The sequence below is a fragment of the Streptomyces sp. NBC_01237 genome (assembly GCF_035917275.1).
In the GTDB taxonomy this organism is placed as follows: Bacteria; Actinomycetota; Actinomycetes; order Streptomycetales; family Streptomycetaceae; genus Streptomyces.
Genome location: NZ_CP108508.1, coordinates 818,029 through 842,485 on the forward strand (window position 1 = coordinate 818,029; position 24,457 = coordinate 842,485).

Below are 24,457 nucleotides of genomic sequence, written 5' to 3' on the forward strand. Positions count from 1 at the left end.
CTTGTTCTCTTTCTCGCCCCCGTGCCCCCGGTTCGCCACTCGGGGCGGTCATGAGGCGGAGTAGCCGCCGTCCACCAGGTGGTAGCTGCCGTGGATGAAGGAGGCCCTGTCGGAGAGGAGGAAGGCGGTGAGCTCGGCCACTTCCTCCGCCGTGCCGAGGCGTCCGGCCGGGTGCAGGGAGATCAGGTGGTCGCGGGCCGGACCGTCGGTGTTGCGCAGCAGGGGCGTGTCGATGAAGCCGGGGCCGACGGCGTTGATCCGGACGTTCTGTGCGGCGTATTCGAGGGCGGCGGTCTTGGTGAGGCCGACGACGCCGTGCTTGGCCGCGACGTACGCGGGGGAACCGGCGAAGCCGTTGGTGCCGAGGATCGAGGACATGTTGACCACCGCACCGCCGCCCGCGGCGACGATGGCGGGGAGTTCGTAGCGCATCGAGTAGAAGACGCCGCTGAGGTTGGTCGCCACGACGCGGTTCCAGTCCTCGATGGCGTACTCACCGGTGGGGTTGCTCGGACCGCCGATGCCCGCGTTGTTCACGGCGAGGTGGAGTGCGCCGAAGGTGTCGACGGTGAAGCGGACGGCGGCCTCGACGGAGGCCGGGTCGGTCACGTCCATGGCGACCGCGGCGGCCTTCGCACCGGTGCTCTCCAGCTCGGCGGCGGCCTTGCGCGCGGCTTCCTCGTCGTAGTCGGCGACGACGACGGCCGCACCGCTCGCGGCGAGCCGCCCGGCCAGGGCGAGGCCGATGCCGGACGCGCCACCGGTGATGAGGGCGATCCGGCCGGCGAACTCCGTGTCGGACGTGGCGGGGGTGTCGGTGCTCATGATGTTGCCTTTCCTTCTGTGGTGCTGTGCGGTGCCGTAGTGGCCTGCCGCTGGGTGAGCAGATCCGAGGCGAGGGCGTCGAACGCCTGGACGACCAGCTCGGGCAACGCGTCCTGGCGGCTCCCCCGCACCCAGGCGGCCTGGGCGGCGAGCAGGGCGCCCGCTCCCGCGGCCACCGTGACGGCGGGGCGGATGTCCAGCCGGGGATCGACGCCGAGCCGGTCCGCGACGATGGCGACCGAGTCCTCCTGCGCGTCCACCCGGATGTGGTGGAAGGCCGCGTAGAGGGTCGGTTCCCGCTCGGCGACGACCAGCAGGTCGAAGAACCGGGGGCGGCGGTGCCAGGGCTCCGCCGAGGGGTCGCCGAGCCAGTCGAGCACGGCGCGCCGGTAGGCGGTGAGCGGCGGCTCGGAGGCGGGGCGGGCCTTCAGGGCCTCGTTGATCCGGTCGCCGTCGCCCCGTACGGAGTCGAGTACGGCGGCTTCCTTGCTCGGGAAGTACCGGCTGAAGGTGCGTCGGTCGACATCGGCGGTCTCCGCGATCTCCTCGACCGTCACCTTCCGCAGTCCTCGGTCGAGTACGAGCTCGAACGCGGCCTGCGCCAGCGTCTCCCGGGTCCGGCGGGCCTTGCGGCTGCGCCTCTCCGGGATGTTCCGTTCCGGATTCATACCTGCACCGTACACCCGAAAATGTCCCACCGCGACACTCGTCCCATCAGGACATCATGGGACGGAGTGTCGGGTGTGTCGGGTGTGTCGCCGAGCCCCTCGGCTACCGGTCGCCGAGGGTTTCCACGGCCCGCAGGGCGTTCCCGGGCACGGCCTCGGGCCGCCGCGCGCCGCCGGACGGGGCCCGGCGCAGGGCGAGGGCGGCGACATCGTCGCGCCTGACGCCACCGGAGAAGTCCTCCAGGTCGGCGTGGAGCGAGTCCAGGACCTCGCGCGGGCCCCGCCGCGCCCAGCGGCCGAGCCGTTCGTCCAGGGGGTAGAAGTGGCCGGAGGCGTCACGGGCCTCGGTGACGCCGTCGGTGAAGACCAGCAGCGTCGCGCCCGGGGGGAAGTCGAACCATTCCGCCGTACGCGCCTCGCGGCTCAGCTCGGCCATGCCGAGGGGAACGTAGGCCCGCTGGAGGGCGATCGCCGACGCCTCGCCGTTGTGCAGCAGTCGCGGCGGCAGATGGCCGCAGTTGACCGCCTCCACCCGGTCGCCGCCGTCGAACCCGAGGATCAGCGCCGTGACGAACCGCTCGGTCTCACCGGTCTGGGAGGAGAACTCGTTGTGCCGCACGACGGCGTCCTCCAGGGCGTCCACCACACCGGTGAGCGTGGGTTCGCGGATGGCGGCCTCACGGAACGCGCCGAGCGCGGCGAAGCCCGCGCCGATGGCGGGGAGCCCCTTGCCCTGGACATCGCCGATGATCACCCGGGTGCCGTACGGAGACTCGACGACCTCGTAGATGTCACCGCCGACGAACCGGTCCTCCTCGATCGGCTCGTAGAGCCCGTACGCGAAGACCTGGTCGGTCAGGACCGGCAGTGGGCGCAGGATCTGGCGCTGGAGAGCGACGGCGGCGGAGCGCAGCCTGGCGATCTGCCGGGCGTGCCGGATGCGGGCCGCACAGGAACCGACACCCAGGGCGCAGGCCAGCACGGTGAAGCCGATGCCCAGTACCAGGTCCCAGAAGGACCCGTCCGAGGCGATACGGGAGCCGACGACCACGATCATGATCCAGCCGGCCACCCCCACCGTCTGGCGGACCGTGCAGAAGACGGAGGCCAGGGCGGGGACGACGACCAGCAGCGGGGCCACCTCGAAGTCGTCACCGGTGAAGACGTGCAGGAGCACGACCGCGAGGGTCAGCAGCGCCAGCCCCCCGGCCAGCGGCCAGTTCCCGATCCGGGGTGCGCCCGCCGCCGCCTCGCTCGCGTCCGCGCCCGGCAGCTCCGCCTCGCGCACGGCTGCCGCTCGCTGAAGGCCCATGGCCACGGTGTGCCTCCTGTTCGGTCCTCGGTCCCGGGTGTCGGCCGTCGGTAGGACGGTTCCTCACCCAGTGGACCGGGGACCGCGGCGTCGGCACACGAGTCTTACGACCCCGAGCGCGGGCCGAAGGTCCCGGTCGGGACTTTCGGCCCGGGGCCTTCGGCACGGGCGGGGGCGCCGAAGGCCCCGGCTGCCGGGCCGGGGGCGGGAGCGGGCCGGGGGACCGTGACCTGCTGGGGAACGAGGGCCGACAGGAACTCCGTCCTGCGGCGCAGCCGGAAGCCGAGGGCTTCGTAGAGCCGGACGGCGTTGGTGTTGGACGCGGCGGCGTGCAGGAACGGGGTCTCGCCGCGTTCCCTGATCCCGTGGGCGACCGCCCGGACGAGCCGGCCCGCGAGCCCCTGCCCCCGTACGGACTCGTCGGTGCAGACCCCGCTGATCTCGGTCCAGCCGGGCGGGTGCAGCCGCTCCCCCGCCATCGCGACGAGGACGCCGGAGCGGCGGATGCCCAGGTAGGTGCCGAGTTCTATGGTGCGCGGCAGAAAGGGTCCGGGGCGGGTGCGGGCCACCAGCTCCAGCATCTCGGGGACATCGGCGGGCCCCAGGAGCACGGCCTCGGGGTCCGGTGCCGCGGCCACCGACTCGTCGACGAGCTGGACACCCTCGGCGTGGAAGAGGATCTCCCAGTCCCCGGGCGGCGGCTCACGGAACGCGGTCAGGGTGACCGAGGCCCCGGGACCGGCGAGAGCGGCGACATCGGACCAGTCCTGGGCGTCCGGGGCGTCCGGCAGGGCGAGCCACGGAGTGACGTCGACGGGGTAGCGCAGAATGCGGCCGCGGTGCTCCGCGAAGTGGGCGTGCGGGCCGGTCAGCGAGGAGCGGGCGGGGTTGTCCAGCGGATGGGCCGGGTGGCCGGCGGAGGAATGTACGGGCACGAGCGTCTTTCCTGTCTCGGATGCGGGGGTGGATACGGACGCGGACACGGCGGCCGGGACGGATGCGGCGGACGCGGCGGGGGCCGGGATTGATGCGGGGGCGGATACGGCGGGGGCCGGGATTGATACGGCGGCGGGAGCGCTCATCCGGCCACCTCGATCACGATCTTTCCGCGTGCGTGGCCGCCTTCCACCGTACGCAGTGCCCGGTCGGCTTCGGCCAGCGGGAACGTCCGCGTCACCTGGGTGCGCAGCGCTCCGCCGACGACGAGGCGTGCCAGTTCGTCGAGCACGGCCGCGGAACGGGTCCGGCGCACGGCCGCACCGCCCAGCTCGGTGACCTCCCCCGGCGACCCGGCGCTGATCAGCCGCTTCCGGTCCCCCACCACGGCGGCGGCGGCCGTCAGCGCCTCGCCGCCGGCCAGGTCGAAGGCCGCGTCCACGCCTTCGGGGGCCGCGGCCCGTATCCGGTCCTCGACTCCGGGCCCGTACGTCACATGAACGGCGCCCAGCGATTCGACGAGGTCCTGCTTGGCCGCGCTCGCCGTACCGAGAACCCGGATCCCGAAGTGGCGCGCGAGCTGCACCGCGGCCACACCGACACCGCCACCGGCTCCGGTGACCAGCAGAGTGGAGCCGGGAGCCGCGTCGAGCTGGCGCAGTCCGTCGTACGCGGTGGCCGCCGCGACCGGCAGCACCGCCGCGTCCGTGAACGACAGCCCGTCCGGCTTGTGGGCGGTGGCGTCGGCCGCCAGCAGGGCGTACTCGGCGTAACCGCCGGTCAGCGGGGAGCCGAAGACCGGCTGACCGGGCGCGAAGCCCTCGACACCCGGCCCGACCGCCTCCACCGTCCCCGACACCTCGCTGCCGAAGACACCCGGCAGGGGCGCCGGATCACTTCCCGGTCGGCGGAGACCGGACCGCCGCTTCCAGTCGACCGGGTTGACCCCGGCCGCCCGGACGGCGACGAGCAGTTCACCGGGCCCGGGGACGGGCACCGGCCGCTCGCTGAAGGCTTCCGCCTCGGGTCCGCCGTAGCGGTGGAATATGTACACCTTGGGCATGAGGTCCCTCGTTCCGGTCCGTCTCGGGTCCGCCGGACGGCCGCGGGCGCCCGACAGCAGCGGAAAGGCGAGGGACCGGATCGTATTCCCCGGGCGGCGGACTGTTCACGGGCCCGCAATCAAGTGGTCACGGCGTGGGCGCCGGACCGGCCGCCGCTTCCCGGCCCCGGCGGGCGGGCTCGATGTCAGGTCCGGCCCGCGGGGGCGGGTGGGACCGCCTCCTCGGGTACAGCCCATACGGCTCGGGTCACCTTGAGGTGCCTCTCTTTCCGAAAAGTGCCTTCTTCCGGCACCCTCGGCCGGTCTTCTACGGTTTCCGCGTAGCCCATGGCGAGCACGCCCCGCTCCGGGCCCCGCTCGCTGTGCCAAAAAGCCGCGGAGAGGCATCCCCCATGACCATCCTCAAGACATACGCACGCCTGTGGGCCGACGACATGGACGCGAGCCTGCCACTGCTGCGGCAGCTCGTCGGCGGCGAACCCGATCTGCGTTTCGCCTTCGGTTCGATCGAGCTCGCGGCCATCGGCGACTTCCTCGTCATCGCCGGTCCCGCGGAAGAACGCGCGCGGTACGCCCATGCCTCGGCGACGGTGGTCGTCTCCGACCTCGATGAGCTGTCCGCCCGGCTCGCCGCGAGCGACGGGCGGATCACCACACCTGAGGCCACCGGCCCGACCGGCCGCTACCTCTACGCACGGCATGCGGGCGGGGCGGAGGTCGAGTACGTGGAGTGGGTCCCGGAGCTCGTCAGCAGGATCACCCCCTGACGGATCCGGTCGGCAGAGCCCGTTGACACGCGTACACATGGTCGGGCAACCGTCGAATTCGACTCAACCACCGTTCAATACGCGCCGGTCGGGCCCCAATCGCCCCCCGGCTGTGGCAGTCTGGTGGAGACCGCCCCACCGGGCTCCCCCGTACCGGTGGGGCGGTTCTTCGTGTCCTCCGCGTCTCCGGTGTCCCACCACCGTCGGCGCCCGGCGGCTCTCCCGGTACCGCACGCCCCCTCATGACGCCTCTTCGTGACACTCCCTCATGACGGCCGCGCAGAGCCGAACACGGCGATTCCCGGCCAATTCCCCACGTGTGACCCGTTCGATCCGTCCGGGACGCATGGGAGTCATGAGTGAGGGCAGGCGCTTAAACCTCATGGCCTACGACCAGGGGAGCGTGACGAGATGACGGCGCACACCGCGCAGACCGCCACCGCTGCGGAACGGACCGGCGCAGTGGAACGAGCAGACTTCGCCGAGCAGCTGCCATGGATCGAGGATGCCGGGAAGATCGCGCCGAAGGACGCGCGCAAGCTCTCGAAGCTCTTCTTCGACCGGCTCCAGGACCTGGAAGAGGGCACCCAGGAGTACCAGTACGCACGGAACACGCTCATCGAGATGAACCTGTCCCTGGTCCGGTTCGCCGCGGGCCGGTTCCGCAACCGGGGCAGCGGCGACATGGAGGACATCGTCCAGGTCGGCACGATCGGTCTGATCAAGGCGATCGACCGGTTCGACCTCTCCCGCGAGGTCGAGTTCACCTCGTTCGCCGTCCCGTACATCGTCGGCGAGATCAAACGATTCTTCCGGGACACCAGCTGGGCCGTGCATGTGCCGCGCCGGCTGCAGGAGTTGCGTGTCGACCTCGCCAAGTCGAAGGAGTCCCTCGCGGGCGATCTCGACCGGGACCCCACCGTTCACGAACTGGCCGAGCATCTGGGCATCGAGGAGGCGGAGGTGACCGAGGGCATCGTCGCTTCCAACGGGTACACGGCGGGTTCGCTGGACATGCCGACCGACACCTCGCAGTCGGGACGCCACAACGCGGGCGGGCGCACCTTCGCCGACATCCTGGGCGAACCGGACCCGGCCATGGAGAGCGTGGAGAATCTGCACGCTCTCGCTCCGCTGCTCGGGGAGCTGGACGCCCGCGAGCGCCGCATCATCGACATGCGCTTCGGCCAGGAGCTGACGCAGGCGCAGATCGGCGCGGAACTCGGGATCTCCCAGATGCATGTGTCGCGGCTGCTGAGCCGCATGCTGCTCCGGCTGCGCAGCGGCATGCTCACCCAGGAGTAGCCGCCGGAGCCCTTGTGTTGCTTCCGTATTGCAGCTTCGTGGCCAAGCACGCGACACGCTTCTCGGACCCGCACCATGCCCTCTACGGTCCGTAGTCAGCCCGTCGACAGCGCGTGCTTCTTGCCGATCAGCCACTGAACCAGCGTGCGAGGAAACACATGAGCCAGCCCCTCGACTCCGTCACCGCAGGGCACACGCCCGAGGACCACGACCGGCAGGAGGCCGGACCCGCCTGGTCGTTCGAGACCAAGCAGATCCACTCCGGCGCGTCCCCCGACCCGACGACGGGTGCCCGTGCGGTGCCGATCTACCAGACGTCGTCGTTCGTCTTCCGCGACACCCAGCACGCCGCCGACCTGTTCTCGCTCGCCGAACCGGGCAATATCTACACCCGCATCCACAACCCCACCCAGGACGTTCTGGAGCAGCGGATCGCGGCGCTGGAGGGCGGCGTCGCGGCCGTCGCGCTCGCCTCGGGGCAGGCGGCGGAGACCCTGGCGATCCTGACACTGGCCGGTGCCGGGGACCACATCGTCTCCTCCACGTCGCTCTACGGCGGCACGTACAACCTGTTCCGGCACACGCTCCCCCGGTTCGGCATCGAGGTGTCGTTCGTCGACGACCCCGACGACATCGCGCAGTGGCAGGCCGCGATCCGGCCCAACACCAAGGCGCTGTTCGCGGAGACGCTCGGCAATCCGCGCGGTGACGTCCTGGACATCCGGGCCGTCGCGGACGCGGCGCACGGGGCCGGGCTGCCCCTCATCGTCGACAACACCGTGCCCACGCCCTACCTCCTGCGGCCCATCGAGCACGGCGCGGACATCGTCGTCCACTCCGCGACGAAGTTCCTCGGCGGGCACGGCACCACGCTCGGCGGGGTGGTCGTGGACGGCGGCACCTTCGACTTCGGTACGCACTCCGAGCGCTTCCCCGACTTCCACACCCCCGACCCGAGCTACCACGGGCTGCGCTACTGGCCGGATCTCGGACCGTCCGCCTTCGCCGTGAAGCTCCGCGTCCAGCTGCTGCGCGACCTGGGGCCCGCGCTCTCTCCGCACTCGGCGTTCCTGCTGCTCCAGGGGGTGGAGACGCTGAGCCTCCGGCTGGAGCGGCACACCTCCAACGCGCTGGCGCTCGCCCGGTGGCTGGAGCAGCGCGACGAGGTGGCGGCGGTGCACTACGCCGGTCTGGAGTCGAACCGCTGGTACGAGGCGGGGCAGCACTATCTGCCGCGCGGTGCTGGTGCGGTGCTGTCGTTCGAGCTGCGGGACGGGGCCGAGGCGGGCAAGCGGTTCGTGGACGCGGTCGAGCTGTTCAGCCACCTCGCCAACATCGGTGACGTACGGAGCCTGATCATCCACCCCGCGTCGACCACGCACAGCCAGCTGACCGAGGAGCAGCTCGCCGCCACCGGTGCGACCGCGGGCCTCGTACGGCTGTCGGTGGGGCTGGAGAACGTGGACGACCTCACGGCGGATCTGGAGGCGGGGTTCCGGGCCGCGAAGGCGGCGTCCTGAACCCGACGGCCACGTCCCGTGTCCTTCCCCTCCCGCCGGCCGCCGGAGGCCGGCGGGAGGAGGACCCGCCCGGCGGACGCTCCTGGGTGGTCCTGGAGCGGCCGCTGACGCTGGAGTCCGGCCCCGCCCTGCCGGACGTGGGCCTGGCGTACGAGACATGGGGGCGGCGGGCCCCGGACGGGGCCAACGCCGTGCTGGTCCTGCACGCGCTGACCGGTGACAGCCATGTGGCCGGACCCGCGGGACCGGGGCACCCGACCGCGGGGTGGTGGGATGCGCTGGTCGGTCCGGGGAAGGCACTCGACACCGACCACTGGTTCGTCGTCGCGCCGAATGTGCTGGGCGGCTGCCAGGGCAGCACCGGCCCCTCGTCCCGGCGGCCTGAAGGCATCCGCTGGGGTGACGCATTCCCGTATCTGACGGTCCGTGACCAGGTGGCGGCGGAGGTGGCGCTGGCCGACGCGCTCGGCATCGAACGCTGGGCGGCGGTCGTCGGGGGTTCGATGGGCGGCATGCGGGCCCTCGAATGGGCGGTGGGCCATCCGGAGCGCACGGGGTCCCTCCTCGTGCTGGCGGCCCCGGCCGCCGCCTCCGCTGAGCAGATAGCCTGGGGGTCGGTGCAGATCTCCGCGATCCGTACGGACCCGGGGTGGCGGGGCGGGCACTACCACGACGCGGCACCGGGCGAGGGCCCCCACCGGGGTCTCGGCCAGGCCCGGCGGATCGCCCATGTCACCTACCGCAGCGAGCCGGAGCTGGCTTCCCGGTTCGGCAGGGAGCCCCAGCCGGGTGAACAGCCGGAGCGGGGCGGCCGCTACCGGGTGGAGTCCTATCTCGACCACCACGCGGACAAGCTGGTGCACCGCTTCGACGCGGGTAGCTATGTGGTGCTCACGGAGGCGATGAACGGGCACGACGTCGGCCGGGGCCGGGGCGGTGTCGCCCGGGCGCTGCGCCGGGCGGGGATGCCCGCCCTGGTCGCGGGTGTCGATTCGGACCGGCTGTATCCGCTGACGCAGCAGGCGGAGCTGGCGGCGCTGCTGCCGGGCGCGGACCGGCTCAGGACCGTCGAATCACCGTACGGGCACGACGGATTCCTGATCGAGACCGATCAAGTGGGCATGCTGATGCGGGAGTTGCTTCCCGTTCCCCGTCCCTCTCATCTTCCCCAGGAGCGCCCATGACTTCCGTGCCGCTGTCCGAGTCAGAGGACCACTACGAGCGGATACGGCTTCGCCAGTGGTCGCGCGGCCGTGCGCGCTCGGCCGGATTCGACCGCCGGGACCTGCTGAAACTGGTCGCGGCGGCTTCGGCGGCCGCGCCGCTGGTCGCGGCCGCCGCCTCGCCCGCGCGGGCGGCCGCGATCGCGCCGGACGTGGTGAAGCCGCTGCCTCCCGAGCTGTTCACGGTGCGCGGCACCAACGCCGAGACCAACTTCGCGGCGCTGCGCTCCACGGGCCTGCTCACCCCCGTCGACCGCTTCTTCGTCCGCAACCACACCGCCACCCCGCGGATCGACGCGGCCGGCTGGCGGCTGACCGTGTGGGGCAGCGGGCTGACGGGAGGGCCGGTCGAATTCTCGTACGCCGATCTGCGCGCCCTGCCCGCGGTGACCCGCACGGCCTTCGTCGAGTGCGCGGGCAATGGCCGCAGCTTCTACGCCTCTCAGCAGAATCAGCAGGTCAGCGGCACCGCCTGGACCATGGGCGCGATCGGCACAGCGCGCTGGCGCGGGGTGCGGCTGGCGGACGTGCTCCACCGTGCGGGGATCGGCCGGAACGCGGTCGACGTGCTGCCGCGCGGCCTGGACGCGGAGGTCATCAGCGAGGGCGTCAACCTGGGCCGGGTGCGCAGACCGCTGCCGGTCGCGAAGGCTCTGGACGACGTACTGCTCGCCTACGAGATGAACGGTGAGCCGCTGCCGCCCGACCACGGCCATCCGGTCCGTCTGATCGTCCCTTCGTGGGTGGGGGTCGCGAACATCAAGTGGGTCGGTGACATCGAGGTGAGCGCGGAGCCGCTGTTCACGCCGTGGAACACGGGTCTGTACCGTCTGTTCGGCCCCGAGCATCCGCCGGAGGGCAGCGCGCCGCTGACCCGCCAGACCTTGAAGAGCGCGTTCGAGCTGAACCTCGGCGCCTCGTTCCCGGCGCACCGGCGGGTGCTGCTGACGGGCCGTTCCTGGTCGGGTGGGGCGCCGGTGCGCTCCGTCGAGATCAGCACCGACGGCGGTACCCGCTGGCGCCGTGCCCGGCTGCGCGACGAACCCCGGTCCGGCAGCTGGGTCCGGTGGTCGGCCGACTGGGTGCCCGGGGACCGGGGGCCCGGGGTGCTGCTGGCCCGCGCGACGGACCGTTCGGGGCGTACGCAGCCGGAGGTGGCGGTCCACAACACACAGGGCTATCTGTTCGACGCGGTGGTCCGGCACCCGGTGACGGTGCTCTGACCCGGTGACAGTCGTACGCCGGGTCCCGCCGTCGTACGGCCGGGGACCCGGCGTACGACGGCGGGATGGGCGCGCGGCCGGGAAAAGGGCGCGCGCGCCCGGCCGGGCGGCTGGTAGAAACCCGGCATGAACCATGACGCGCACCCGGTCGACCCGATGGAACAGCTGCTGGCGGAGCGGGCGTGCGAACGGCTCGTCGTCGAGTTCGTCCGCAGGCTCGACCTCGGCGATCCGCCCGCGGTGGCCGACCTGTTCACCCCGGACGGCCGGTGGGAGTGGCCCGCGGGCGGGCGCCGTATCGAGGGGCGGGAGGCGCTGCGGACCTACTTCGGGTCCCGGCCCGCCGACCGGCACTCGCGTCGGATGTGCACGAACATCCTGGTCACCGTCGACTCGCCCACCACGGCCTCGTCGACGACGTATTTCGCGACCTTCCGGGTCGACGGTGCCGGGGACACGCTGCCCGCTCCGCGGCTGCCGGCGAATGTCGGCCACTACGAGGACACGTTCCGCAAGGTCGACGGGGTCTGGCTGCTCGCCTCGCGCACCCTGGTGCTGGCCTTCGGCGGCGCCACGGAGCGGATCGCGCCGGCGCCCCCGTCCGGCGCCTGAGCCTCAGGGAGCGGTCCGCGCGCTCGCCAGCACGGCGGCGTGCACCGCCCTGGCGATGCGGGAGCCCCACGGCGAGCGCGGCCCGGCGAAGGGTTCGCCGCCTTCGGGCCCCGGCTCGGGGGCCGCGACGCACACGGCGTCCGTGGGGGTGCCCGAGCAGTCGAGACCGGCGTCCAGGAGCGCCTGGACCTTGGCTTCGGTGGCGGTGGCGACGGCGTTGACCAGAGCGGCGTCGGACAGGGCGGCGGGTACCGTGACGACGATGTTGACGGTGCCGGGGAGCGGCGCTCCGGCGATCGCCTCGGCCGGGGCCGCGGCCCAGCCCCGCACGCCGAGCCCGCAGGTGACGGTGGCTGTCACACCCTCGTCGGCGGCCCGGGTGTGAGCGGTGACGTCGGCCGCCGTCATCAGCCCGGCGCCCGGTCCGGTGAGCCCTTCCGCGGCGGCGATCTCGGCGAGGTGGCGCTCGGGGTCCAGGCGGGGATAGCCACCGGGTACCTGTGCGTTGAGGATCCAGGCGCGGGGTCCGATGCCGCCGCCGAGTACGGCGCTGCTGCACACCCGTACGCCCGCCCCCAGCCGCCACACCAGGTGGTGCAGGTCCTGTCCGTCCTCCCGCCGGGACAGCAGGGCTCCGCGCTGTCCGGGCAGAGGTGTGCTGGTGGATCGGATGAGGTACCCCCGGGTGGAACGGCAGAACGGCGGACGGTGAGGGACGGCCCTTGGAGGCTCGCGTCGATTCTAGGAGAGACCGCGATCACCTCACTCCATGGGCGGTTCGCCCGATCCCCGATACCACATGATCCGGCCGTTGCGCGCGGATGACGCGCCCTCGGCCCCCGGGCCCGCACCCGTCCGACCTCACCCGATCGGCCTAACCGCGGCGGCCGGATCGAGGCCGCGTCGTACGGGGCCTGGCGCCATGACCGGGGCTTCGGTGTCCCGGCCCCGCGAGCCGGGAAGTTGCAGCGTCCATCCGGGTGAGGCGCGATGGAAGTCGGACGCGCCTCACCTGGTGGATCCACCCACAGGGCATGTCCGGGCGAGGAGGAATCGGTTATGGGAGCCGCTGACGGTTTCACGGATTCCGGAGAGCTGGACGGTCTGACCGTCTACGACAACGAGGGCGAGAAGGTCGGCAGTGTGGGCCGGGTGTACGTCGATGACGACACCGGCAGGCCCGACTGGGTCACCGTCAAGACCGGGCTGTTCGGCATGAAGGAGAGCTTCGTACCGCTCGCCGGAGCCCGTCGGGTGGGCTCCGACCTGCACGTCTCGTATCCGAAGGACAGCGTCAAGGACGCCCCGAGGGTGGACGCGGACGCGCACCTGTCCGTCTCGGAGGAGGAAGAGCTCTACCGGCACTACGGGCTGACCAGGAAGGCCGGCGCCATCGGTGACAAGGGGCGTGCCGGGGCCGGCGCGCCGAACGCCGCCAAGACCGGTGCGATGGGCGCGGCGGGCGCTGCGGGTGCCGCGGGCGCCGGGACACGCGACGCGGCCTCGACGGGCCGCACCACCACGGGCACCGGCACGACCACGGGCATGGCAGGAGCGGGTACCGGCATGGGCAAGCACCGCGACATGGACACCTCCGCGACGGCACGTCCGCTCGCCGGAGCCGGGGCCGAACGGTCCGCCACCGGTTCCGGTGGCAAGGAGGAGATGATCCGTTCCGAGGAGCAGCTGCACGTCGGCACGGAGGAGTACGAGAGCGGACGGGCCCGTCTGCACAAGTACGTCGTGACGGAGAACGTCACCCGCACCGTGCCGGTGTCCCACGAAGAGGTACGGGTGGTCCGCGAGCCGCTGCGTCCGGGCGAGAAGTCGGCCGGGACGACGAACATCGGTGAGCAGGACATGGAGGTGACGCTGCACGCCGAACGCGCCACCGTCCGCAAGGAGGCCGTCCCGGTGGAGCGCGTCCGCCTGGAGACCAACAAGGTCACCGAGCAGAAGGAGGTCTCCGCCGAGGTCCGCAAGGAGAAGATCGACTACGCGGACGGCAAGGACATGGGCACGGGCAAGGACATGGGCGGCGAGTTCGGCCAGGGACGCCGCCACTGACCCCCGCACACCGCGGCCGAAGGCCGCTCCCATGGTCTCGATCGCCGGACGGGCTGTTGTCGCAGCCCGTCCGGCGCGGTGCGGAGCGGGCTTTCCGCCGCGGCGCTCCTGGCCGGTACGACGGTGTCCCTACCGCGCGGCGGCCGGCCCGCGCCCCGGCAGGAAGCGGACCGACGGCCGCCCGTCCGGACCTTCGGGCGTGACGACCGCCCGTACCCGGTAGACGTCCTCGACGAGCTCTGCGGTGATCACCTCGGCCGGGGTGCCGGCCGCGACCACCCGGCCCGCCTTCAGCACCGTGATCCGGTCGCAGAACATCGCGGCGAGGTTGAGGTCGTGCAGCGCGATCACGCTGGTGACCGGCAGCGAGGCGACCAGGGCCAGCAGCTCCAGCTGGTGCTGGATGTCGAGGTGGTTCGTCGGCTCGTCCAGGAGGAGTTCGCGCGGCTGCTGGGCCAGGGCGCGGGCGATCTGGACCCGCTGGCGCTCACCGCCGGACAGGGTGTGCCAGAACTGTCCGGCACGGTCGGCCAGTCCGGTGCGCTCCAGCGCTTCGCGGACGGCCTCCTCGTCGGCCCGGTCCGGTGCGGACCAGGCGCGGCGGTGCGGGATGCGCCCGAGGCGTACGACGTCCAGCACGCTGAGTTCGACCTGGGTGGCCGCGTGCTGGTCGACCACGGCCACGCGCCGGGCCACGGTGCGGCGGCCGATGTCGCCGAGCGGGCGGCCGTCCAGCGTGACCGTGCCGCTGCCCGGGGCGAGGACGCCCGCGAGGACCCGCAACAGGGTGGACTTGCCGGACCCGTTGGGGCCGAGCAGGGCGACGGTGGCGCCGGGCGGCGGCGTGATGCTCACCCCGTCGAGGATGAGCCGGCCGCCCGCCTCGCGGCTGACGCGTTCGGCCCACAGGCCCCCGACACCCCTGACGCCCCCGGTGCTCTTCGCGGTCGCCCCGGTGTCTTCGGGGATTCCCGTGCCTTCGGCTGCCTCGGTGGCCCGGCCTGTCATGCGGTCCTCCGGGTGCGGTACAGGACGAGTACGAAGGCGGGCACCCCGATCAGGGCGGTGACGACGCCGACCGGCACCTCCTGGGGGTCCAGGACGGTCCGGGCGAGGGTGTCGACCCAGACCAGGAACACCGCCCCGGCCAGGGCGGTGACCGGGAGCAGCCGCCGGTGCCCGGAGCCGGCGAGCGCACGGGCGGCGTGCGGGAGTACGAGGCCGACGAACCCGATGGCGCCCGCGGAGCTGACCAGCGCCGCCGTGAGCAGGGCGGTGGTGCACAGGAGCACGAGCCTGGTGCGGGCGACATGGACACCGAGGGCCGCCGCCGCGTCCTGGCCGAAGGCGAAGGCGTCGAGGGTACGGGCGTGGCCCAGGCAGATCAGCAGCGTGGCGGCGAGGACGGCGGCGCAGAGCCCCACGTCGCTCCAGCCGACCCCGGCCAGCGAGCCGAGGAGCCAGAACAGCACCCCGCGGGTCTGCTCGGCGTCGGCCGCGGTCATGACGACGAAGGAGGTGAGCGCCGAGAACAGCTGCATCGCCGCGACACCGGAGAGCACGACCCGGTCGACCGTGCCCCCGAGGGTGTGGCTGAGCAGCAGGACGAGGGCGAACGAGCACAGGGCCCCGATGAGCGCCCCGGTCGAGAGGGACACCGCTCCCCCGCCGGTCCCGAGGACGACCACCACGACCGCGCCGGTCGAGGCGCCCGACGAGACTCCCAGGACGAAGGGGTCGGCGAGCGGGTTGCGCAGGAGCGACTGCATCACGGTGCCGCACACCGCGAGTCCGGCGCCGCACACGGCGGCGAGCAGGGTGCGGGGCATGCGCAGGTTCCAGATGATGCCGTCCCGGATCGGGGTGAGTGTCGATTCACCGGCGCCGAGATGCGCGGCGACGGCGGACCAGACGTCGGGGACGGAGATCCGGGCCGGCCCGATGGTGACGGCGACCGCGACGGAGAGCGGGAGCAGCGCGATACCGCAGCTCCACAGCAGTGCGACGCGCAGGCGCCGTACGCGGGCACCGGCCCGCGGGGTCGGGGGCCCGGGCGCCCCGCCCGGACCGGCGGGTCGGGCCGGCCGGGTCTTCCCCGCCGGTGCGGCGGTGGCGCGTTCGGTGTCCGTCACCCGGTGAGTCCGAAGTCGCGCAGTCCGGCGGCGACGCGCTCCAGGCCCTCGACCGTCCGGATGGACGGGTTCAGGGCCTGGCCGCTGAGCAGCACGTACCGCCGGTGCCTGACCGCGTCCATGTTCCTCGTGACGGGGTTGGACTCCAGGAAGGCGATCTTCTTCGCGGCGCTCTCGGCGGTCTGTGCCTTGCGGGTGAGGTCACCGATGACCAGGACGTCGGGGTCGCGGTCGGCGACGGTCTCCCAGCTGATCTGCGGCCATTCCTCGTGGGTGTCGTCGAAGACGTTCCTCGCGCCGAGTTCCCTGGTGATGATGCCGGGGGCGCCGCAGCACCCGGCCAGGTACGGGGCCTTGGAGTCGGAGAACCAGTAGAGGAGGGTGGCGTCGGAGGCGTCGCTGTCCGCGGTCGCCTTCGCCACCCGGGCCCGCAGCCGGCCGACGAGCTGTTCGCCCCGCTCCTCGACACCGAACACCCGGGCCAGGTCGCGTACTTCGGCGTAGACGCTGTCCATGGTCAGCTTCGCGGTGCGGGCTCCGTCGCCGCCCTTGCTGTTGTCCTTGCCGGTGCAGTCGGCGGGCGAGACATAGGTGGGGACGCCGAGTTGCTCGAACTGGTCACGGGGGGCGACGCCGCCCTTGGCGAGCGTCGAGGCGAACGACGCGCTGACGAAGTCGGGTTCCCTGTCGAGGACCTTCTCCGACGAGGGCCGGTTCTCGGCGATCCGCTCCACTGTCGCGTTGGCCTTCTCCAGCCCCTTCATGACCGGGTCGGTCCAGGTGGAGGTGCCCGCGAGCCGGTCGGCGAGGCCGAGGGAGAGAAGGATCTCCGTCGACCCCTGGTCGAGGGAGACGGCCCGTTGCGGGGCGGCGTCGACGGTGACGGTGCGGCCGCAGTTCTCGATGGTGACGGGGTAGCCCCCGGCTCCGCTCCCACCGGCCGTCGGGGCGGGGTCTCCGCCGCTGCAGCCGGTCAGCAGGACGAGTCCCGCCGTGAGCAGGGCAGCGGCACGTATGGGCTGGGCTATGGGCGGCACGGGTCCCCCTGCGTCTCTGGGCCCATGCGCGGAGCCCGTGGTACGGAGCGCTGCGTCCCGGTGGGGGCCGCAGGTGCCAGCAGGTTTTCGGACTCGGGTTCCTTCGGACGGGGCGCCTTCCCGGAACACCGCGGTGTTCCAGTGGCCGTGGCCCCGCCCGTCCCCCTCACCGCTGCGCGTCAGTTCCGGTTTCGCACCGGATTCCCTGACTCCTTGCGTGGAGTTCGACTGGCTTCGGCAAGCTATCACGCACTGCGTCGGGTCCCGGCGGCAGTGCGTTGCGGCCTCCGCGACGACGGCTGACGCGTTGCGGCCCGCGCGAGGAGAGCGCGATGAACGGCCGTGCGAGGAAGGGCTCCGCGATGGCGGCCGGTGCGTGTGCGGGCCGATGCCTGCGCGGCAGATGCCTGTGCGGCCGGTGCGGCTGGGAGGTCGTCCCGCCGCACCGGCCCGAAAGTGTCTCCGTCGGCTACGGACGCTGGAGAGCGACCACGGCGTTGTGGCCGCCGAAGCCGAAGGAGTGGCTGACGGCCCGCCGTACGGGCAGCCGCAGCGGGAGCTTGGTGACGCAGTCGATGTCGAACTCGGGCGCCGGGGCGTCCAGGTTGGCGATCGGCGGTACGACACCGTGCTGAAGCGTGAGGATCGTCAGCCCGGCCTCGATGGCACCGGCTGCCCCCATGCAGTGTCCCAGTACGCCCTTGGGGGCGGTGACGGGCGGCCGGTGCGGGTAGGCCCGGCTGATGAGGGCGGCTTCGGTGGCGTCGTTCAGCGCTGTGGAAGTGCCGTGCGCGTTGACGTGGTCGACGTCCTCGGCGCGCCATCCGGCATCCCGCAGTGCGGCGTCGACGGCTGCTCGGGCGATGGTGCCGGAGGGATGCGGGCTGGTGGGATGGTGGGCGTCCGTCGTGGCGCCGGTGCCCGCGAGCAGCGCTCTGGGGGTCGTGCCCCTGGCGTGGGCGTCCTCGGCCCGTTCCAGCACCATGATGGCGGCGCCCTCGCCCATCACGAGTCCGGCCCGGTCCGCCGCGAACGGCCGGCAGAGCCTGGACGGGTCGCCGTCCCGGAGCGCTGCGGCTCCCGAGCGGGCGAAGCCGGTCATGGCCACCGGGAACACGATCGACTCGGTGGCTCCGGCGATCGCGATGTCGCACTGGCCGGTGGCCAGCAGGTCCCGGGCCACGGAGAGCGCGGTGACTCCGGACGAACAGGCCGTGCACGGCGCCAGACTGGGGCCGTGCGCCCGCATCTGGATGGCGATCTCCGCCGCGGGCATGTTCGGGATCGTCAGGAGGATGCCCGCGGGTGAGGTGGCCGCGGGTCCGCGCCGGTCCAGCGCGACGGCCTGTTCGGTCAGCCCCGCGGAGCCTCCGCTGCTGGTGCCGACGACCACGGCCACCCGGGTCCCGTCCCAGTCGGCGGGGTCCAGTCCGGCGTCGGCGACCGCTTCCCGTGCGGCCAGGACGGCGAACTTGACGTACTTGCCCATGCGGAACGCGGCACGGCCTCCGACCGCGGCGTCCAGATCGATGCCCGAGACCGTGCAGGCGAAGTCGACCGCGCAGCCTTCGAGCTCCGGGACGGTGCGGGCGGGTGAGACCCCGGCGCAGACGCCGTCCCAGGTGGTGTCGGTGTCGTTGCCGGCCGGGGTGATCATCCCCAGGCCGGTGACGGCGATGGCGGGCTTGTTCATCGGGCGCAGCTCACCGGCACCGCACCGTCGACGGCAGCACGGATGAACTCCGAGATGTCGGTGAGTGTGGCGTCCTTGTAGAGCGTGTCCGAGTCGGCCTCGACGCCCAGCGTCTCCTTGATGATGACGGCGAACTCGGCGACGGCCAGGGAGTCCATCTCCAGGCTGTCCATCGTCGACTCCGGGAAGATCTCGGAGTCGGGCACCTTGAAGGTCCCGGCCAGGACCTCGGTGATCTTCGGGTGAATCGTGTTCATCGTCCTCGCGGCCGTCACGGTCTTCGCGGTGTTCACTGTCTACCTCTCATCGGCATGTACCTCGAACGGCGGGTAGTTGAACGCATCTACCCACCGCCGAAGTAACTGGATGCAGGCGTTCCGGTTACGCCTTCCGGCGAACCGATTCGTCTACGCTCACCTGCGGCTTCTCCAGCCACCGGGACAACACCGATGTCGTTCCCCAGTACGCCAGCAGAACGCCGCCGACACCGACCGCCCCCACGCTTTCGCGCACCGACCGGCGGCGGATGCGGTCGCGGACGCGCAGACGCGCGGACCGGGTCTCCCGCCCGCACTGCGGCGCCCGGTCCTCGCCCTGGTGCCAGGCGCCGTCGGGGTCGTCGTAGGCATCCGCGTAGTCCGGGCCCGCGATCGGCCGGTCGGCGAGCAGCGCGTCCGGCAGGGCGAACGAATCGACCAGCTCCGGGGCGTGCGCCGCGACGGTGGCGATCAGCCGTTCGATGGCGTCCGGCAGCTCTTCCACCTGTTCGGCGGTCACCTGTCCGGCCGCGAGCAGGTCGCCGCTGTTGCGGTCCACCCACTGAAGGGCGAACAGCCTCTGCAGCTCCCCCAGTCGGTCCCTGGCCGGTCCTGCGGGCAGGCCGTCCACGGCGTGTGCGTACGCCTCGGCCGCCTGCCGGTACGCGTACGCCTCGACACCGCGCAGGGCCGGCCCGGACGCCGCGTTCCAACGGCCGAGGAAGTCGCCGAACGGTGCCGCGCTCATCCGCTCCCGGGCCCGGGTGAAGCAGATCTCCTCCACGGCCGCGAGAAGCCGGCGCAGGAACCGGGGGTCGGACAGATCGCCCGGGGCCGCGGGGGCGGCGGACCTCGCCCGCGGTGCGAAGCCGAACATCATCTCGGCGGCCGCCTTGGCGTGGATGGCGACGTTGTCCCCCTCCGCGGTGATCACTCCCTCCACACCGCTGAACACCTCGGTCATGCCGTTGTTCTCCAGCAGCCCCTGCGCTCCACACCTCTCCCGGCACTCGACGATGACATCGCGGGCCTGCCAGGTGATCCATCCCTTGGCCACCGCGACCAGGCGCTCCGCCTCGTCCCGGTCGGCGTCGGTGCGCTCCTCCCACCGCTGGAGCGCTCTGCGGTGCAGCAGGCTCATGGCGAAGACCGTGGCCATCGCCCCGGCGAGCGGGCCGTGGTGGGTCCGGTGGGCGTAGACCGGTACCCGCTGGGAGGCGCGGGAGCCGGTGATGAGGCGGTGGCCCCCGTAGCGGACGGCGATGGCCAGGGTCACCCGGGCCGATCCGACCGCGCAGGCACTCATGGAGATCTTGCCGGGGGCGACCCGCTCGATGGAGGCGAGGAACCGACGCCTGCGGTTGGCCACTTCACTGGTGAACTTCCCGCGCTCGCCGACCGCGCCCTGCTCACCGGCCAGCAGGGCGTCGCGCCCCACGAAGAACCGGTCGAAGGAGGTCAGGCAGTGGTCGACCGGGCTGCCCATCCGGGCGGGCAGCCGGCGCACCCGTACACCGGGCAGGGGGCGTACGTCGTCGGTGAGCGGTGCGAGGAAGAGGAAGACGCCGTGGTCGGTGCCGTCGACCAGCAGCCGGGCGGCCACCAGTCCGGCCTTGGGTCCGCCGGCCGGGCCGGTGTTGGGCATGAACTTCTGCGCCCCGCTGTGCGGGGTATGCAGGACGAAGCCGTCGCGTTCACGGTCGTACGTCGCCGTGGTCTCGACGGCCGGCGCGTCGTTGCCGTGCGCCACCTCCGTGCACAGGAAGGTTCCGGTGCGCCGCAGTTGGAGGAATTCCGACAGATCGCGGCGGCTGCCGTTGTCGTGGTCGAGGAGGCTGCCGAGGAACAGGTTGTAGTGGATGCCCGCGACCGTGGCCAGCGACGGGTCGGCCGGACTGAGCCACTCGTGCAGGGCGGCGAGGGCACGCGGATCGGCGGCCAGCCGGGCGGCGCTGTCGATCGATTCGTTGAGGATGCGCAGGCGGTCGTAGGAAAGGGCGAGCCGCTCGTCGGGGGTTCCCGAGGCGGGACGACGGAACGGTTCCGTGGTGAGCAGACGTCGCCAGAACCCGTGCTCCTGGCGGAAGTTCTCCCCGTAGAGCACCCGGGTCAGCAGATCTGTGGTCGACGTAGGAGCCGAGCTATTCATCATTACGGTCACGGACGTAGAACGATCAAGGAACGGCGAGGACACCCCTCGCCGTTCCCGGATATGGGCGTTGGTCAGGCCTTCTGGAATGCGAGTGCGACGTTGTGGCCGCCGAAGCCGAAGGAGTGGCTCACCGCGGTCTCGACCCGTCGGTGGCGGGGTTCCTTGGTCACGCAGTCGAGCGGGAAGGCGTCCGGCAGGGAATCCAGGTTGGCGATCGGCGGGATGAGGGACCGTTCCAGGGTCAGCACGGTGGCCACCGCCTCGATCGCGCCCGCCGCCGCCAGGGTGTGTCCGACGACGCCCTTGGGCGCGGTGACCGGGGGGCGGTGCGGGAAGAGCCGGGAGATGAGGGTAGTCTCCATGGCGTCGTTGAGCGGGGTGGAGGTGCCGTGGGCGTTGATGTGGTCGACATCGCCCGGCTCCCAGCCCGCCTGCCGCAGGGCCGCTTCGACGGCCCGCTGGGCGCCCCGGCCGCCGGGCTCCGGTGCGGTGGGGTGGTGGGCGTCCGTACTGGACCCGGCCCCGGTGAGCAGGGCGCGGGTACGTCCGCCCCTGGCCCTGGCCCCGTCCTCGCGTTCCAGGACGAGCATGGCGGCGCCCTCGCTGATCACGAAGCCGTCACGGTCCGCCGCGAACGGCCGGGATGCGCCCGCCGGATCGTCGGTCCGCGTGGACAGGGCGCCCATCCTGGCGAAGGCGGTGACCACGAGCGGGGTCAGCACGGACTCCGAGCCGCCGGCCACCACCACGTCGCACTCGCCGCTGCGCAGCAGATCGCGCGCCACGGCGATGGCGGTGGCTCCCGAGGCGCACGCCGTCACGGGCGCCAGGCTGGGGCCGTGGGCCTTCAGCGCGATGGCGACCTCTCCGGCCGCCGCGTTGGGGATCATCATCGGGACCAGCAACGGGGACACCGCGTCGGGGCCCCCCGCCGCCAGCCGGGCGGCGTTGTCGACGAGTACGGATACGCCTCCGACCCCCACGCCCAGCACCACGCCCACCCGGTCGCCGTCCCAGCGGGCCGGGTCCAACCCGGCGTCCGCGACCGCCTGCCGGGCGGCGACCACGGCCAGCTTCACGAACCGGGCCATCCGCCACACCGAGCGTCCGCCCACCGCCGCGTCCAGGTCCAGGCCGTCGACCGAACAGGCGAAGTCGACGGGCAGACCGGCGAGTTCGTCGCAGCGCCGGGCCATGGAGTATCCGGAGCACAGCCCTTCCCAGAAGCTGTGCTCGTCCGCACCCGCGGGAGTCACCAGGCCCACTCCCGTCACCGCGACAGCGGTGTCGGTGCCGGTGTCCTTGTCAGCGGACCGCGCCATTCTGTGTTCCTTCCATAGAAATCGTCTGCGGGGTGCCCGGCCAGCGAAGTGCCGCGGAACCCCAGGTCAATCCGCCCCCGAAGGCGGTGATCAGGACCCGGTCGCCGGCCCTGAACCGGCCCCGCCCCTCGGCGTCCGCCAGGGCCAGGGGAATGGAGGCCGCGCCGGTGTTGCCCACCCGTTCCAGATGGGTGACACAGCGCTGCGGCCCGATGCCGACGCGTTCGGCGACCGCGCGCAGGATCCTCGCGTTGGCCTGGTGCGGGACGAAGTGGTCGACCTCCGCGGCGTCCCAGCCCACCCGGGTGAGCAGTTCGCGGCACGATCCGGTCATCCGCTGGACGGCGTGCTGGTACACGGAGGGGCCCTGCATCCGGAAGAACTCGTCGCCCGCCGCCGCCGGGCGGTCCGTCGACCGGGCCCGTGCGCCGCCGCCCGGCACCGTGATCAGGTCGTACCCGGTGCCGTCGCTGCCCAGGTCGAAGGCGAGCAGCTCGCCGGGCGCTCCGGTGCGCCCGGCCGCCACGAGGGCCGCCCCCGCCCCGTCGCCGAAGACCACGCCCGCCGAGCGGTCCGCCGGGTCCAGCCAGGCCGAGTAGACATCCGCACCCACGAGCAGCACCCGCTCGTACAGGCCCGAGGCCACCAGGCCGTGGCAGACGGCCAGTCCGTAGACGAAACCGCTGCACACCGCGGCGATGTCGAGCGCCGGTACGGTGCCCAGCCCCAGACGTGCGGCCAGGGCGGGCGCGGTACCCGGACAGAGGTGGTCGGGGGTGGCGGTGGCGAGGACCAGGGCGTCCACCGGTCCGGGCGCCGGGGACCTGCCGAGCAGCCGGCCGGCCGCCTCGAAGGCGACATCGCCGGTGGCCAGTCCGGGCCCGGCCCGGTGACGGCTGCCGATGCCGGTCCGTGACCGCACCCAGGTGTCGTCCACCCCCCAGGCGGCGGGCAGTTGGTCATTGCCCACCGGCTCCCCCGGCACCCATCCCGCCACGCTCTCCAGCACCGCCGTGCGTGCGCCGGCCCGTAAGACTCCCCGTCGCGCACCCGGCCCCGTACCGCTGTCGACTGCTTGTCCCCTCGCCACCCACTGCCCCGATTCCGTCGTCGAACGTGCCAACCCGTTGACGAACGGCGGAATGCCTGGTGGGGGTGCGTTCGACTGGGCCGAACGGGTTAAAGATGTTTCCCGAGGCCCCCGATGGGGAGAGGCCGGCCGGTGAGTCCCGGATCGGGACCTGACGGTGCCGCCGCTCCCGTACCCGGGGAGGTAGCACTCGTGGTTTTCAGGTCCGGGCGAGCGCCGCGCGCAGTTCCGCCTCGTCGGGCGGGCTGGCGCCCGCCCGTGCGACGGTCACGGCGGCGGAGGCCGCCGCGTGGCGCAGCACGTCCGTGACGGTGTCCCGGTCGAGGGCGCGCAGCCGCTGCCGGGCCTCGGCCCCGAGCAGTCCGTGCCGGGCGAGGGCGTGCAGGGTGCCCGACATGAAGGCGTCGCCCGCGCCCACCGTGTCGACGACCGCGGTGGGCAGTGCGGGCGTCGTCACCCGGCCTTCGGGGAGTACGGCCACGGCGCCGTCGCCGCCCCGCGTGACGAGGACGACGGCCGGACCCCGGGCCAGCCAGCGTCTCGCGATCTCCTGCGCGCACTCCCCCGGGTAGAGCCATTCCAGGTCCTCGTCGCTGGCCTTGACGACATCGCTCAGTGCGACGCAGCGTTCGACCCGGCGCAGCGCACTGTCGTGATCACCCATCAGTTCCGGCCGCACGTTCGGGTCGTAGCTGACCGTAGCGGTGGCCCGCAGGGCCCGGACGGCGTCCATGACGGTGGCCGAGCCGGGTTCCATCACGGCGGCGATCGACCCGGTGTGGACATGGTGGGGCGGCCGGTCCTCCACCGCCGGGGTAAGGGTCCAGGTGATCTCGAAGGCGTACGTGGCCCGGCCGTCGGCGTCCAGCGCCACGGCGGCGGACGGGGTGGGTGCGGCCGACCCGTCGGTCCGCACGTCCACCCCGGCGGACTCCAGGTGGCGGCGGATCAGCCGGCCGTGGGCGTCCGGGCCGAGCTGCGTGCGCAGGGTGGTGGCGCGGCCGAGCCGGGCCAGGCCGTACGCGACGTTCGCCGGGCTGCCGCCCGGGTGCACCTGGTCGGCCGCGCCCGGCATCCGGACGACGTCGGCCACGCATTCGCCGATGACCAGCAGGTCGGGACTGTCGAGCATGCGAGACATGAGGGGGCTCCTGGAGTGCCGTGACGACGGTGTCCTGGCAGGAGGCTCGGCCTCCGGACACGTTGCGTCCGATCCTGCCGCGTGCCGCCCCGCCCCGTACGCCTTCTCACTC

At 72.6% G+C, this 24,457-nt stretch carries 22 protein-coding genes and 1 riboswitch; of the genes, 7 read left to right on the plus strand and 15 right to left on the minus strand.

All coding sequences use genetic code 11. From position 1 onward, the window contains the following. Nucleotides 1-48: 48 nt before the first annotated feature. The 5 genes from OG251_RS03725 to OG251_RS03745 all read right to left on the minus strand — a co-directional run bounded on the left by OG251_RS03725 (nucleotide 49) and on the right by OG251_RS03745 (nucleotide 4,804). Nucleotides 49-825, minus strand: coding sequence for an SDR family NAD(P)-dependent oxidoreductase (locus tag OG251_RS03725; RefSeq protein WP_326675629.1), 777 nt, complete (start codon nucleotides 823-825; stop codon nucleotides 49-51). Next, nucleotides 822-1,493, minus strand: coding sequence for a TetR family transcriptional regulator (locus OG251_RS03730; RefSeq protein WP_326675630.1), 672 nt, complete (start codon nucleotides 1,491-1,493; stop codon nucleotides 822-824). Before OG251_RS03730 ends, OG251_RS03725 begins: the two co-directional genes overlap by 4 nt. Before the next feature lie 103 nt (nucleotides 1,494-1,596). Further along, a complete protein-coding gene (locus OG251_RS03735; protein ID WP_442818305.1) occupies nucleotides 1,597-2,811 on the minus strand; it encodes a PP2C family protein-serine/threonine phosphatase in 1,215 nt (404 codons plus the stop codon). Nucleotides 2,812-2,909: 98 nt separating this feature from the next. Beyond that, nucleotides 2,910-3,740: a GNAT family N-acetyltransferase gene (locus OG251_RS03740; RefSeq protein WP_326675632.1), complete on the minus strand. Its 831-nt coding sequence runs from the start codon at nucleotides 3,738-3,740 to the stop codon at nucleotides 2,910-2,912. A gap of 143 nt (nucleotides 3,741-3,883) precedes the next feature. Further along, the gene (locus tag OG251_RS03745) at nucleotides 3,884-4,804 is read right to left on the minus strand and encodes an NADP-dependent oxidoreductase (protein WP_326675633.1); all 921 of its coding nucleotides are present in this window, start codon (nucleotides 4,802-4,804) and stop codon (nucleotides 3,884-3,886) included. Between the two features lie 392 nt (nucleotides 4,805-5,196). Between OG251_RS03745 and OG251_RS03750 the strand changes: the two genes are divergently transcribed. The 6 genes from OG251_RS03750 to OG251_RS03775 all read left to right on the plus strand — a co-directional run bounded on the left by OG251_RS03750 (nucleotide 5,197) and on the right by OG251_RS03775 (nucleotide 11,454). After that, on the plus strand, nucleotides 5,197-5,571 hold the full coding sequence (locus tag OG251_RS03750) for a VOC family protein (protein WP_326675634.1): 375 nt from the start codon (nucleotides 5,197-5,199) through the stop codon (nucleotides 5,569-5,571). Between the two features lie 411 nt (nucleotides 5,572-5,982). Further along, on the plus strand, nucleotides 5,983-6,876 hold the full coding sequence (locus tag OG251_RS03755; protein ID WP_326675635.1) for a SigB/SigF/SigG family RNA polymerase sigma factor: 894 nt from the start codon (nucleotides 5,983-5,985) through the stop codon (nucleotides 6,874-6,876). 158 nt (nucleotides 6,877-7,034) lie between these two features. Next, on the plus strand, nucleotides 7,035-8,396 hold the full coding sequence (locus OG251_RS03760; protein WP_073728775.1) for a bifunctional o-acetylhomoserine/o-acetylserine sulfhydrylase: 1,362 nt from the start codon (nucleotides 7,035-7,037) through the stop codon (nucleotides 8,394-8,396). Beyond that, a complete protein-coding gene (gene metX / locus OG251_RS03765; protein ID WP_326681136.1) occupies nucleotides 8,393-9,580 on the plus strand; it encodes a homoserine O-acetyltransferase MetX in 1,188 nt (395 codons plus the stop codon). The genes OG251_RS03760 and metX overlap by 4 nt, the downstream gene beginning before the upstream one ends. Further along, nucleotides 9,577-10,842: a sulfite oxidase gene (locus OG251_RS03770; RefSeq protein WP_326675636.1), complete on the plus strand. Its 1,266-nt coding sequence runs from the start codon at nucleotides 9,577-9,579 to the stop codon at nucleotides 10,840-10,842. The genes metX and OG251_RS03770 overlap by 4 nt, the downstream gene beginning before the upstream one ends. 126 nt (nucleotides 10,843-10,968) lie before the next feature. Next, the gene (locus OG251_RS03775) at nucleotides 10,969-11,454 is read left to right on the plus strand and encodes a nuclear transport factor 2 family protein (RefSeq protein WP_326675637.1); all 486 of its coding nucleotides are present in this window, start codon (nucleotides 10,969-10,971) and stop codon (nucleotides 11,452-11,454) included. 3 nt (nucleotides 11,455-11,457) lie between these two features. Here the strand turns inward: OG251_RS03775 and OG251_RS03780 are convergent, their stop codons facing one another. Beyond that, nucleotides 11,458-12,042: an adenosylcobinamide amidohydrolase gene (locus OG251_RS03780; RefSeq protein ID WP_385898619.1), complete on the minus strand. Its 585-nt coding sequence runs from the start codon at nucleotides 12,040-12,042 to the stop codon at nucleotides 11,458-11,460. 471 nt (nucleotides 12,043-12,513) lie between these two features. Between OG251_RS03780 and OG251_RS03785 the strand changes: the two genes are divergently transcribed. Continuing rightward, nucleotides 12,514-13,521, plus strand: coding sequence for a PRC and DUF2382 domain-containing protein (locus OG251_RS03785; RefSeq protein ID WP_326675638.1), 1,008 nt, complete (start codon nucleotides 12,514-12,516; stop codon nucleotides 13,519-13,521). Between the two features lie 129 nt (nucleotides 13,522-13,650). Here the strand turns inward: OG251_RS03785 and OG251_RS03790 are convergent, their stop codons facing one another. The 9 genes from OG251_RS03790 to OG251_RS03830 form a co-directional block, all read right to left on the minus strand. Then, nucleotides 13,651-14,529, minus strand: a complete 879-nt coding sequence (locus OG251_RS03790) for an ABC transporter ATP-binding protein (protein WP_326675639.1) — start codon at nucleotides 14,527-14,529, stop codon at nucleotides 13,651-13,653. After that, on the minus strand, nucleotides 14,526-15,533 hold the full coding sequence (locus OG251_RS03795) for a FecCD family ABC transporter permease (RefSeq protein ID WP_326681138.1): 1,008 nt from the start codon (nucleotides 15,531-15,533) through the stop codon (nucleotides 14,526-14,528). Before OG251_RS03795 ends, OG251_RS03790 begins: the two co-directional genes overlap by 4 nt. Before the next feature lie 116 nt (nucleotides 15,534-15,649). Beyond that, complete coding sequence (locus OG251_RS03800; RefSeq protein ID WP_326675640.1) at nucleotides 15,650-16,690, minus strand: ABC transporter substrate-binding protein; 1,041 nt, start codon at nucleotides 16,688-16,690, stop codon at nucleotides 15,650-15,652. A gap of 61 nt (nucleotides 16,691-16,751) precedes the next feature. Next, a riboswitch (cobalamin riboswitch) is annotated at nucleotides 16,752-16,938 on the minus strand. Nucleotides 16,939-17,159: 221 nt separating this feature from the next. Continuing rightward, a complete protein-coding gene (locus OG251_RS03805) occupies nucleotides 17,160-18,383 on the minus strand; it encodes a beta-ketoacyl-[acyl-carrier-protein] synthase family protein (protein WP_326675641.1) in 1,224 nt (407 codons plus the stop codon). Continuing rightward, nucleotides 18,380-18,640, minus strand: coding sequence for an acyl carrier protein (locus OG251_RS03810; protein ID WP_326681139.1), 261 nt, complete (start codon nucleotides 18,638-18,640; stop codon nucleotides 18,380-18,382). The genes OG251_RS03805 and OG251_RS03810 overlap by 4 nt, the downstream gene beginning before the upstream one ends. 124 nt (nucleotides 18,641-18,764) lie before the next feature. Beyond that, nucleotides 18,765-20,792: an acyl-CoA dehydrogenase family protein gene (locus OG251_RS03815; RefSeq protein WP_326681140.1), complete on the minus strand. Its 2,028-nt coding sequence runs from the start codon at nucleotides 20,790-20,792 to the stop codon at nucleotides 18,765-18,767. Nucleotides 20,793-20,863: 71 nt separating this feature from the next. Continuing rightward, entirely contained in the window at nucleotides 20,864-22,114 is a 1,251-nt protein-coding gene (locus OG251_RS03820) for a beta-ketoacyl-[acyl-carrier-protein] synthase family protein (RefSeq protein ID WP_326675642.1), read from the minus strand. After that, nucleotides 22,098-23,123, minus strand: a complete 1,026-nt coding sequence (locus tag OG251_RS03825) for a beta-ketoacyl-ACP synthase 3 (RefSeq protein ID WP_326675643.1) — start codon at nucleotides 23,121-23,123, stop codon at nucleotides 22,098-22,100. Before OG251_RS03825 ends, OG251_RS03820 begins: the two co-directional genes overlap by 17 nt. A 280-nt stretch (nucleotides 23,124-23,403) precedes the next feature. Continuing rightward, nucleotides 23,404-24,336: a carbohydrate kinase family protein gene (locus OG251_RS03830; RefSeq protein WP_326681141.1), complete on the minus strand. Its 933-nt coding sequence runs from the start codon at nucleotides 24,334-24,336 to the stop codon at nucleotides 23,404-23,406. Between the last annotated feature and the right edge of the window lie 121 nt (nucleotides 24,337-24,457).